This window comes from Bradyrhizobium sp. USDA 4461 (genome assembly GCF_054055655.1).
The window spans coordinates 4,846,182-4,857,797 of the sequence record NZ_JBSRXM010000001.1; the positions used below are offsets into that span (position 1 = coordinate 4,846,182).

The window sequence follows — 11,616 nt, forward strand, 5'->3', positions numbered from 1 at the left end:
CGATGGACCACGCAACGCTCGCCGCTTACGACAAGGAAGCGGCGGTGTTTGCGCAGGACTGGCACGAGCAGCCGGCCCCTCGCGATCTGCAAGAGATCGTCGCGCGTTTCTTCATCAAGGGCGGCGCGACCGCCGATATCGGCTGCGGCAGCGGCCGCGAGGTCGCCTGGCTCAACGCCAATGGCTTCCCGGCCGAAGGTTTTGATGCCTCCGAGGGGCTGCTCGCGGAGGCTCGCGCCCGCTATCAGGCGCTGCGCTTTACTAGCGCCGAACTGCCCGCGCTATCCGGCATAGCCTCCAACAGCTTCGACAATGTGCTGTGCGAGACCGTGATCATGCATCTCGATCCCGCGCTGATCGCGCCGTCGGTCCGGCGCATGTTCGAACTCGTGAAGCCCGGCGGCGTGTTTTATCTGAGCTGGCGCGTCACCAGCGGCGACGATGCGCGCGATGCGCATGGCCGGCTGTACGCGGCGTTCGATACCGCGCTGGTGCGGACGGAGCTGACGAGCGCCGAATTGCTGCTCGATGCGGAGGTCGTCAGCGCCTCGTCCGGCAAGGTCATTCACCGGCTGGTCGCCAGCAAGGGGAGGCGATGATGGCGCGGCTCGCGACATGCGCTTGCGGGCGGCTTCGCGTCATCTGTCATGGCGAGCCGACCAGGGTATCGCTGTGCCATTGTCTGGAGTGTCAGAAGCGAACCGGCAGCACCTATGGTGTCGCCGCGTTCTTTCCTCGCGCGGACGTCGCGCCGCAGGGCGAGGCGCGGGAATACAGCCGCATCGGCGGCAGCGGGTCTCCAGTGTTTCATTTCTGCCCGAATTGCGGATCGTCGGTCTATTGGGAGCCCGGCCGTGCGCCGGACCTGATCGGCGTTGCGGTCGGCGCCTTCGCGGACCCGGATTTTCCCGCGCCGTCGCAGTCGGTCTTCACGCAGCGCCGCCACGCCTGGGTCGTCGACAGATAGGCCTCCGCCGCAGCGATGCGCGACGTTGGAAATACTTGGACACAATTTGCAATTTGTTAACCATGCCCTGCGAAGGTCCTGCCGGATCAACGATTTCTTAAGAAATCGCCCTCGCGCCAATGCAGGGATCGCCCCGATGACCTCGATCGGCACCACGCCCAATCCCTACGCCCAATATGGTTCGGCCTATGCGCGGGCGGCCGCGACGCCCTCGCTGGCGGCGACCTTGTCGGGCGACGGCACCGCCGGCGATCTGTCGGCGTCTCCGGCGTCGAACGCCGCAACCAACCTCACGCTGTCTGACGCCGCCCGTGCGCAGCTCGCCAAGACGTCGCTGCCCGACTTCGCGACGGTGACGAACGATGCGCGCACGACGCTCGACCGACTCTACACGGTGGCCGGCGTCAAGGCGCCGATCGTCGATGGCAAGACCACGATCGATCTCTCGACACTGGATCGTCGCGCGCTGTTCGCGATCTCGACCAACAATGGCGGCAAGTTCACGCCGGACGAGCAGGCGGTTGCCGCAGCCGAGCTGAAGCAGCGCTTCGACAAGGCCTTGGCGCCGTCGCTCGCGACCACGCGGCTGACCGGCGACTATAGCGTCAGCTACAAGGCGGCGCTCGACTATCTCGACGGCGCCAGCGACGAGGAAAAGGCCACCGCGACCTGGGCCAGCCAACGCGCCGCGGTGCTGAAAGGTGTTCAGGCGACGCAGCAGGATCCAAACACGGCGCCGACGGGAATGACCGGCGATCCGATCGCGGCTGCGTTGGCGGGAGCCACGACTCCCGCGACGGGGAGCACGCGCGACTTCTCCAGCGTGGCAAGCGACGTGCGCGCCTTCCTCGATCGGCAGAAGAGCGAGGCGGCGAAGAGCGGCAAGGAACTGGTGTACGATTCCAGGCGCAAGACGGGACAGCTCGCCGATCTGTCTTCGCTCGACAACCGCTCGCTGTCGGCAATCTCGCTGAACCAGGACAAGAAGTTCTCAGGCGAGGAAATTTTCGCGGCCAAGCAGGAGCTCAACACGCGGACGCGGCTTGCGGTGCTCGATGCGCTGAAGCAGAGCCAGACCGCCGGCGATCCGCGCCAGTTCTCACTCGGCATCCTCAAGCAATATTCCTCGATGAGCGCGGAGGAGCGCCAGGCCACCAACTGGACGCAGGATTTCCAGGACGCCGCGATCAAGAGCTACAAGTCGACCTCGACGCTGCTCTCGATTCTGAAGTCATAGGCCAGCACAATTCGTGCCGACAAAACAGAAGAGCCCCGCCTGGAGGGGAGGCCAGGCGGGGCTTTCTGGTCCGGTCGATCTGCGCGCAGATCCGCTTGCGCGGCGCCCGGACTGTTCGTTCAGGCGATCGTGCTGGATTTGCCCTAGTCGACCACCTGAACGATCCGTCGCGAACGCGGCTCGACCAGCACGGTCTCACCGTTCACGACGGTGTAGCGGAAGGGCGTCGCGCCGAACCGCTGCGGCACGTCATACGTGGTCACGCCGGCATCCGGCAGGATGGTGCCGACCACGACGCGATCCGGAATGGTGTAGTTCGGTACGCGCTCGCGCACGATGTATTCGCGGAATGCCGGACGCTGCTCGACCGCAATGCCCTCGTCATCCTCGACTGCAACCGGCGGGCCACCGCGGACGACGCCAACGGTCTGGGCCTGTGCGGCAACAGCCGGCACCGTGATCGCAGCAGCAACCGCTGCAACGGCAAGAATTCTGTTTCGCATGGCTCGCTCCATTCTTATGGCGCGCGCCGGCCTTCGCCGATGCGCACAGCGGGCCAATGCATCGGCGGCGGTGATGTTCCGGAAAAACTGCTGTCATATACGCGGCAATTTGGAGCAATTTTCGTGAGGTGCGGGAACTCCCGGGCCGTGCAGGCGTCTTGATGTGGGAACCCCCTCAGCGGATAAACTGCCGCTCGATTCGCTCCTCCAAAAACCGCCGGAGAAAACTTCAATGACCATCACCGCTGGGCATCTGCCTGCCATCGTGGCTCTGGTTGCAGGCGTCCTGATCCTGATCATGCCTCGGCTCCTCAACTACATCGTCGCGATCTATCTGATCTTCGTCGGGCTCGTCGGAATGGGCCTGCTGCGCTGGCTCCACCTGTAGCGGGAAAGCGGGGTTTCGCGGCTTGCGCGGAACCCCCCAAAATGGTGTAAGGCGCGCATCTTCGACCCCTCCTTCCGGATTGTTGTCTGACATGGCCAAAGCCGTCGCGAAGTCCAAGAAACCTGCTGCAAAAGCTGCTGGCAAAACAGCAGCGAAATCAAAGCCCTCCGCCGCCGCCCGCAAGGCTGCTCCGGCGCGCAAGGCGCTGACGAAGAGCGTCCCGAAGGCGGCGCCGAAAGCCGCCGCCAAACCGGCTGCAAAGCCCGCCAGCAAGGCGCCGGCGAAGGCGGCAGCCGCTCCGAAGAAGGCGGCCCCGGTTGCGATCAAGGCCGGCAAGTGGGTCTATACGTTCGGCGACGGCAAGGCCGAGGGCCAGGCGACGCTGCGCGACCTGCTCGGCGGCAAGGGCGCCAACCTCGCGGAAATGGCCAATCTCGGCCTTCCGGTGCCTCCCGGCTTCACGATTCCGACCTCGGTCTGCACCTATTTCTACGAGCACGACAAGACGTATCCGAAGGAATTGAAGGCGCAGGTTGAGAAGGCGCTCGACTATGTCGGCAAGCTGACCGGCAAGACCTTCGGCGACGCCAAGAACCCGCTGCTGGTGTCGGTGCGCTCGGGCGCGCGCGCCTCGATGCCGGGCATGATGGACACCGTGCTCAATCTCGGCCTCAACGACCGCACGGTCGAAGCGCTCGCCGAGCTCTCCGGCGACCGCCGCTTCGCCTATGACAGCTATCGCCGCTTCATCACGATGTATTCGGACGTGGTGCTCGGCTTCGAGCATCATCATTTCGAGGACATCCTCGACACCTTCAAGGACGGCCAGGGCTACTCGCTCGACACCGACCTGACCGGCGACGACTGGGTGGAACTGGTCGGCAAGTACAAGGAAGCCGTCGCCAAGGAGACCGGGCACGAGTTCCCGCAGGATCCGCACGACCAGCTGTGGGGTGCGATCGGCGCGGTGTTCTCATCCTGGATGAACGCGCGCGCGGTGACCTATCGCAAGCTGCACGACATCCCGGAATCCTGGGGCACCGCCGTCAACGTGCAGGCGATGGTGTTCGGCAACATGGGCGAGACCTCGGCGACCGGCGTTGCGTTCACCCGCAACCCCTCGACCGGCGAGAGCAAGCTGTACGGCGAGTTCCTGATCAACGCGCAGGGCGAGGACGTCGTTGCCGGCATCCGCACGCCGCAGGACATCACCGAGGAGGCGCGCCAGGAGAGCGGCTCCGACAAGCCGTCGATGGAAGCCGCGATGCCGGCTGCCTTCAAGGAGCTGACTCGGATCTACACGCTGCTCGAGAAGCACTACCGCGACATGCAGGACATGGAGTTCACGGTCGAGCAGGGCAAGCTGTGGATGCTGCAGACCCGCGGCGGCAAGCGCACCGCCAAGGCGGCGCTGCGGATCGCCGTCGAGCTCGCCAATGAGGGCCTGATCTCGCGCAACGACGCGGTGACGCGGATCGATCCGGCCTCGCTCGACCAGCTGCTGCACCCGACCATCGATCCCGCCGCCAAGCGCGACGTGATCGCGACCGGCCTGCCGGCATCGCCCGGTGCGGCCTCGGGCGAGATCGTGTTCTCCTCGGACGAAGCGGCCAAGCTGCAGGCCGACGGACGCAAGGTGATCCTGGTCCGCATCGAGACCAGCCCGGAAGACATCCACGGCATGCACGCCGCGGAAGGCATCCTCACCACCCGCGGCGGCATGACCTCGCACGCCGCGGTGGTCGCGCGCGGCATGGGCAAGCCCTGCGTCTCCGGCTGCGGCACCATCCGCGTCGATTACGGCCGCGGCACCATGAGCGTCGGTTCGCGCACCTTCAAGACCGGCGACGTCATCACCATCGACGGCTCGGTCGGGCAGGTGCTGGCCGGCCGCATGCCGATGATCGAGCCGGAACTGTCCGGCGAGTTCGGCACGCTGATGGGCTGGGCCGACGAGGTCCGCAAGCTCGGCGTCCGCGTCAACGGCGACACGCCCGATGACGCGCGCACCGCGGTGAAGTTCGGCGCCGAGGGCATCGGCCTCTGCCGCACCGAGCACATGTTCTTCGAGGAGACCCGCATCCGCACCGTGCGCGAGATGATCCTCTCCGAGGACGAGCAGTCGCGCCGTGCCGCGCTGTCGAAGCTCTTGCCGATGCAGCGCGCCGACTTCGTCGAGCTGTTCGAGATCATGAAGGGCCTGCCCGTCACGATCCGGCTTTTGGATCCTCCCCTCCATGAATTCCTGCCGCACACCCAGGCCGAGATCGAGGAAGTGGCGCGCGCCATGAACACCGATCCGCGCCGGCTCGCCGATCGTGCCCGCGAACTGTCCGAGTTCAACCCGATGCTCGGCTTCCGCGGCTGCCGTCTCGCGATCGCCTATCCGGAGATCGCCGAGATGCAGGCGCGCGCGATCTTCGAGGCCGCCGTCGAAGCCGGCAAGCGCACCGGCAAGCCGGTCGGGCTCGAGGTGATGGTGCCGCTGATCGCGACCAAGGCCGAGTTCGATCTGGTCAAGGCGCGGATCGATGCGACCGCCAACGCGGTGATCAAGGAAACCGGTGCCAAGCTGACCTATCAGGTCGGCACCATGATCGAGTTGCCGCGCGCCTGCCTGATGGCCGGCGAGGTGGCGGAGACCGCCGAGTTCTTCTCGTTCGGCACCAACGACCTGACGCAGACCACCTACGGCATCAGCCGCGACGACGCCGCGAGCTTCCTCGGCACCTATGTCGCCAAGGGCATCCTGGAGATCGATCCGTTCATCTCGGTCGATCGCGACGGCGTCGGCGAGCTCGTCAAGATCGGCGTGACGCGCGGCCGCAAGACGCGGCCGAGCCTCAAGGTCGGCATCTGCGGCGAGCATGGCGGCGATCCCGCCTCCGTCGCGTTCTGCCACGAGGTCGGGCTCGACTACGTCTCGTGCTCGCCCTACCGCGTGCCGATCGCGCGTCTCGCCGCAGCGCAGGCCGCGCTCGGCAAGGAGATCTCGAGCCAGGCGTAAGCGCTGAGGCCGGCATAGTCAGAAGCGACGTGATGCCCGGGCTCGTCCCGGGCATTTTTCGTTTGAGCGCTGCCGGAAGACATCGTCATTGCGAGCGAAGCGAAGCAATCCACCTCGCCACATGCGTCGAAGCATGGATTGCTTCGTCGCTTCGCTCCTCGCAATGACGATGGACCTGGCTAGGTAAGGATCTCTTCACCATCTCCGTTGACCTGACATTTACGACTTTCATGCGCCGCGCATTTACCAAGGCGCGCGATGCGGCGCGCGAAGACGCTGCGATCGCTTGAGTGTAGCGCCCGGGCAACGCCGATTAACTCCGCGGCAACCTAAACAAGTTAGCAACGGGAAAGGTCGAATTGCGCGGATGGACCGCGTTCGATGCACTCAGTAAGCGTTGCGTGAGCGTACGATGTTTGTGTCGCGTAACCAGCCGAAGGGCGCACGTCTCGCGCTCTTCGGTCTCGGTCTTGGCATCTTCGCCCTGATGCCGACCGAGATCGGATATCAGGATATTGCCTCGCTTCTGGCCCGGCAGCCCGGCGTCGCCGAGCGCTGGCAGAAGCGCGTCTTCGCCTCCGCCGTCGGCTCGATCCAGGTCGCGACCTACAGCTTCGGCCGTCCGATCGGAACCTCGGCGCCGCAGGATCCGCAGATCCTGCTCGCAAGGCTCGACAGTTCAAGCAGCGACATCACCGGCGCGGTGACGCGCAATCCGATCGCATCACCGCCGCCGCGCTACGCGGCATCGGATTTTCCCAAGGTCGATCGCACCCTGAAGGGCGATCGTCTCGTCGTCAGGCGCCCCGACCAGCTTGATCCCGCGCAGCCCGCGAACACCGCGCCGGCGAACGAGGATCCCGCGACCTCGAATGCGTCGGTCAAGGGCATGAAGACCGCAACCGCAATCGGTGGCCGCGGATCTGCCGACAACGCGCCGCTCGATCCGGAATTGCAGGAGGCGCTGCGTGCGCCGCCGCTGCCGCAATATGCCAAGCCGTCGCCGCAGCACTACGACGTGTCGATGTCGCTCGAGGCCAACCCGCTCGACGATCTGAAGCCTGCGCCGGCAACGCCCGCACCGGCGCCCGCCGATGCAGCGCACGAGCGCGATCCGTTCGCCTTCAAGACCGCGAGCCTGTTCTTCGGCTCGTCGCTCGGCACGCCCGAAAATCTCGAACGCTGGCAGCCCGGCGAGGCGCCGGTCGTCGTCGCGCCCGCAGTGCAGCCCGATCCCGACATGAAGGTGATGGCCTCGCTGCCTGTCGATGCCGACGGTCCGGTGAAGGCCGGCGAAATGGGCGAGAGCATCGCGCCGAAGGGCGAGGTCAACGCCGACGACCAGCACAGCAAGACGCCGGCGGAACGGCTCGGCCTGTTCGACGACAAGTCGCGCGCCAAGTCGGAGAAGTGTCTCGCCGAGGCGGTCTATTTCGAAGCGCGCGGCGAGGCGGTGCGCGGCCAGATCGCGGTTGCCCAGGTGGTGCTGAACCGCGCTTTCTCCGGCAAATACCCGGAGACGGTGTGCGGCGTGGTCTACCAGAACAAGAACCGGCACTACGCCTGCCAGTTCACCTTCGCCTGCGACAACATCCCCGACGTCGTCCGCGAGCCCGACATGTGGGACCGCGCCAGGAAGATCGCGAAGGCGATGCTCGACGGCAAATTGTGGCTGCCGGAAGTCGATCGCTCGACCCACTACCACGCCTATTGGGTGCGGCCGTCCTGGGTCAGCGAGATGAAAAAGATGTACAAGTTCGGCGTCCACACCTTCTATCGCCCGCGCGCCTGGGGCGACGGCAGCGACGCCCCGAGCTGGGGCAGCGCAGCCGAGACCGCCAAGATCTCGGCGCAACTCGCCGAGGCTGCCCAGAGCTCGGCCGAGCAGGCCAGCGCCAAGCGATAGGGCGCCAACTCCGGGGGCGATGTGCCCCGGAATGACGCCCGTCATCCTCTCGGATTCTGCAATGCAGCCCTGCGAGCGAATATTTTTCTCCTGTTTTTGTCCTGCCCCTCTTGGGGTTTTCATGCAGCTGCATTAACTCCCCGTAACGTTTCGCGGGGGCGGTTCCCCCGCCAGCCGCGGGGGAAGACAACATGGCTGTGACCACCGGGGATATCCGACCGACGTCCGGCAGCTGGCGCACGCCGCTCGTGATCATCGTCTGCGGCTGTGCGATCGCCCTGCTGAGTTTCGGCCCGCGCTCCAGCCTCGGCTTCTTCGTACAGCCGATGGGCCGCGAATTCGCCTGGGGCCGCGACGTGTTCGGCCTCGCCATCGCGCTGCAGAACCTGCTGTGGGGGCTCGGCCAGCCGATCGCGGGCGCGATTGCCGACCGCTTCGGCCTGCTGCGCGTCATGATCGTCGGCGCCTTGCTGTACGCCGCCGGCCTCTTGCTGATGCGTTACTCCACCACCTCGTTGTCGCTCGACATCAGCGCCGGCGTGCTGATCGGTTTCGGCCTGTCGGGCTCGTCGTTCAACCTCGTGCTGGCGGCGTTCAGCAAGCTGCTGCCGCCCGAGAAGCGCGGCTTCGCGCTTGGCGCCGGCACCGCGGCGGGCTCGTTCGGCCAGTTCCTGTTCGCGCCGTTCGGCGTTGCCCTGATCGACAATTTCGGCTGGCAGACTGCGCTCGTCGTGTTCAGCGCGCTGATGCTGTTGATCCTGCCGCTCTCGCTGGCGCTCGCGACGCCGCCGGCGGAGACGAAAGAGGCCGCGCCGGCCGATCAGCAATCGTTCAAGACCGCGCTGGCGGAGGCGTTCGGCCATCGCTCCTACGTGCTCCTGGTGCTCGGCTTCTTCACCTGCGGCTTCCAGCTTGCCTTCATCACCATTCACCTGCCGGCCTATCTGGCCGACCGCGGCATTGCGGCGACGACAGGCGGCTGGGTGGTCGCGGCGATCGGCCTGTTCAACATCATCGGCTCGCTCAGCGTCGGCTGGCTGCAGAACTACTTTCCGAAGCGCTATCTGCTGTCGGTGATCTACTTCACGCGCGCGCTGGCGACGGTTGCCTTCATCACGTTCCCGGTCACGCCGTTCTCGGCGATTGCCTTCGGCGCCGTGTCGGGGCTGCTGTGGCTGTCGAGCGTGCCGCCGACCTCGGCGCTGGTCGCGCTGATGTTCGGCACCCGCTGGTTCTCCACCCTCTATGGCTTCGCCTTTGTCAGCCATCAGGTCGGCGGTTTCCTTGGGGTCTGGCTCGGCGGCGTGGTGTTCGAGCAGTTCGGTTCCTACACGCCGATCTGGTGGCTGTCGGTGCTGTTCGGCATGCTCTCGGCGCTGATCAACCTGCCGATCGTCGAGGCGCCGGTCGCCCGCCCGGTTGCGCAGCCTGCCTGATGGGTTAAACACTCCTACGAAACCAAGATTACGGGGAGTGCGCATCGTGGCAACGTTCAAGGCAATCAGGATCGACAAGGCGGACAAGGGTACCACCGCCACGCTCACCCAATTCGACGACGCGGAATTGATGGACGGCGACGTCACCGTCCGCGTCGAATGGTCGACGCTGAACTACAAGGACGGCCTGGCGCTGACCGGCAAGGCGCCGGTGGTGCGCTGGTTTCCGATGATCGCCGGCATCGATTTCGCCGGCACGGTCGAGCAGTCCAGCCATCCCGACTGGAATGCGGGCGATAAGGTCGTCTGCAATGGCTGGGGCATGGGCGAGACCCATCTCGGCGCCTATGCCGAGAAGGCCCGCGTCAAGGGCGACTGGCTGGTGCGGCTGCCCGACGGCATCTCGGCGCGGGACGCGATGGCGGTCGGCACCGCGGGCTATACCGCGATGCTCTCGGTGCTGGCGCTGGAGAAGCACGGCCTGACCCCGAGGAGCGGCCCGGTGGTGGTCACTGGTGCCGCCGGCGGCGTCGGCTCGGTCGCAATCGCCGTGCTGTCGAAGCTCGGCTATCACGTAATCGCGTCGACCGGGCGGATGTCGGAGGCGGACTACCTCAAGGGGCTCGGCGCCACTGAAGTGATCGACCGCGCCGAACTGTCGGGTGCCCCGAAGGCGCTCGCCAAGGAGCGCTGGGCCGGTGGCGTCGACAGCGTTGGCTCGACCACGCTCGCCAACCTGCTGTCGATGACGAAATACGGTGGCGCCATCGCGGCCTGTGGCCTGGCGGCCGGTATGGACCTGCCGTCGTCGGTCGCGCCGTTCATTTTGCGCGGCGTGTGCCTTCTCGGCATCGATTCCGTGATGTGCCCGATCGAGCTTCGCCGGACCGCCTGGCGTCGCCTCGCCAGCGATCTGGACAAGGCAAAACTGGCTGATATCACTCACGAAATCGTTTTGGACGAAGTCGTGCCCTACGGCGCGAAAATCCTCGGCGGCGAGGTCCGCGGCCGCATCGTGGTAAAAATAGTCTGAGGACGTTCAGACTTTACCAACCAAGCTGCTCCAATGTTGCCACGGTTGGTATGGTAAGCAGCGGGTAAAGAGGCTTGCAGCATGATCCCGGGGGGCCGGGATTCCTCGCGCAGACGTCGAGAAGCGTCGGGTGCGGGGATCATGCTCACAAGGAGCGGGTGCCCGCGCTCGTTAGTGGAGTAGCTCATGCTTGCGCGTTTGGTGTTGGGGGCCGTCACGGCCGGAGCGATGGTCGTGCCGGCATTCGCGGGCATGATGAACGCAGATGAGGCCCGCAAGTTCGTCGCGGGCAAGGTGTTCGCCTTCACCTGTTTCGATGGCACCCGCGGCGCCGGCCGTATCCTCGATGATCTCGGCGCGGCAGGCTCGATCCAGTTCTCCGGCTCCGGTCCGATCCGCCACGTGCGCCTGCCCGGCAATACGCTGCAAATCCGCGGTCAGAGCGTTTGCGCGTCGCTCAAGGGCATCCCGTTCGAACCGTGCTTCAATCTCGACAAGCAGGATGACCGCACCTTCCGCGGCTCGGTCTCCGGCATGGGCTTCGCCTATTGCGATTTCCACCATCAGGGCGGCCAGCAGATGCTGATGGCGCGCGCGGCGGCGCGTCCGCGCTCGCTGCACCCGCGCACCCGATCCGCGGATGCCTCGCAGACCGAAGTGTCGCGCGTTGAGACGCCGCAGGTCGGCAGCGCGAAGCTTGAGCCGATCAAGGCCGAGCCGGCCAAGGCCGAGAGCGCGCCGGAATTGCGCCGCTCCACCGACTAATTTCTCATCTGCGCGCTAGCGGGAATAGCTGCCGAGCCGTAGTCATACGGATGGCGGCCTCCACGCGTTGATCGCTACTCAATACCTAGCGTCCGTCGAGACGCGGGATGGTGGGGACACCGATTTGAGCAGTCATATGGCGCAATATTTTTTCCGTATCAGTGATGGCGATTACGCTGGTGCGTCCGACCACGCGACGGAGTTCGAAAGCCGTGACGTGGCCTGGGCCGAGATGACCAAGGTCTGCGGCAATTTCCTTGGCAGCATTTCGCGCAACATGAAGCAAGACAGCGAATGGCACATGGAGCTGCTCGACGAGAGCCGCAAGCCGGTATTCAGGATTCGCCTGGTCGCCGAGTCAGTCGACTGAGGCG

Annotated in this window: 11 protein-coding genes; 10 read left to right on the forward strand and 1 reads right to left on the reverse strand. The window is 65.7% G+C overall.

The features are described from left to right. Positions 1-2 precede the first annotated feature (2 nt). The 3 genes from ACVINW_RS22325 to ACVINW_RS22335 all read left to right on the forward strand — a co-directional run bounded on the left by ACVINW_RS22325 (position 3) and on the right by ACVINW_RS22335 (position 2,204). A complete protein-coding gene (locus tag ACVINW_RS22325) occupies positions 3-599 on the forward strand; it encodes a class I SAM-dependent methyltransferase (RefSeq protein WP_456753278.1) in 597 nt (198 codons plus the stop codon). Beyond that, positions 599-967, forward strand: coding sequence for a GFA family protein (locus ACVINW_RS22330; protein ID WP_456753279.1), 369 nt, complete (start codon positions 599-601; stop codon positions 965-967). Before ACVINW_RS22325 ends, ACVINW_RS22330 begins: the two co-directional genes overlap by 1 nt. Before the next feature lie 136 nt (positions 968-1,103). After that, on the forward strand, positions 1,104-2,204 hold the full coding sequence (locus ACVINW_RS22335; protein WP_456753280.1) for a hypothetical protein: 1,101 nt from the start codon (positions 1,104-1,106) through the stop codon (positions 2,202-2,204). 143 nt (positions 2,205-2,347) lie between these two features. Here ACVINW_RS22335 and ACVINW_RS22340 read toward each other — a convergent pair whose 3' ends face one another. Further along, the gene (locus ACVINW_RS22340) at positions 2,348-2,707 is read right to left on the reverse strand and encodes a DUF1236 domain-containing protein (protein WP_456753281.1); all 360 of its coding nucleotides are present in this window, start codon (positions 2,705-2,707) and stop codon (positions 2,348-2,350) included. A 232-nt stretch (positions 2,708-2,939) separates the two neighbouring features. Here ACVINW_RS22340 and ACVINW_RS22345 point away from each other — a divergent pair, with 232 nt between their 5' ends. The 7 genes from ACVINW_RS22345 to ACVINW_RS22375 all read left to right on the forward strand — a co-directional run bounded on the left by ACVINW_RS22345 (position 2,940) and on the right by ACVINW_RS22375 (position 11,612). Next, a complete protein-coding gene (locus ACVINW_RS22345; protein ID WP_076865695.1) occupies positions 2,940-3,095 on the forward strand; it encodes a DUF3096 domain-containing protein in 156 nt (51 codons plus the stop codon). 91 nt (positions 3,096-3,186) lie between these two features. Beyond that, positions 3,187-6,102 carry a pyruvate, phosphate dikinase gene (gene ppdK / locus ACVINW_RS22350; RefSeq protein WP_456753282.1) on the forward strand — a complete coding sequence of 972 codons (2,916 nt, stop codon included), beginning with the start codon at positions 3,187-3,189 and terminating at the stop codon, positions 6,100-6,102. Between the two features lie 412 nt (positions 6,103-6,514). Next, positions 6,515-8,008 carry a cell wall hydrolase gene (locus tag ACVINW_RS22355; protein ID WP_456753283.1) on the forward strand — a complete coding sequence of 498 codons (1,494 nt, stop codon included), beginning with the start codon at positions 6,515-6,517 and terminating at the stop codon, positions 8,006-8,008. 191 nt (positions 8,009-8,199) lie between these two features. Beyond that, positions 8,200-9,444, forward strand: a complete 1,245-nt coding sequence (locus ACVINW_RS22360) for an MFS transporter (protein ID WP_456753284.1) — start codon at positions 8,200-8,202, stop codon at positions 9,442-9,444. Between the two features lie 46 nt (positions 9,445-9,490). Then, positions 9,491-10,477 carry an acrylyl-CoA reductase (NADPH) gene (acuI, locus tag ACVINW_RS22365; protein ID WP_456753285.1) on the forward strand — a complete coding sequence of 329 codons (987 nt, stop codon included), beginning with the start codon at positions 9,491-9,493 and terminating at the stop codon, positions 10,475-10,477. Between the two features lie 186 nt (positions 10,478-10,663). After that, complete coding sequence (locus tag ACVINW_RS22370; RefSeq protein ID WP_456753286.1) at positions 10,664-11,242, forward strand: hypothetical protein; 579 nt, start codon at positions 10,664-10,666, stop codon at positions 11,240-11,242. Between the two features lie 136 nt (positions 11,243-11,378). After that, entirely contained in the window at positions 11,379-11,612 is a 234-nt protein-coding gene (locus ACVINW_RS22375) for a DUF6894 family protein (protein WP_050403167.1), read from the forward strand. The last annotated feature ends 4 nt before the right edge of the window (positions 11,613-11,616 follow it).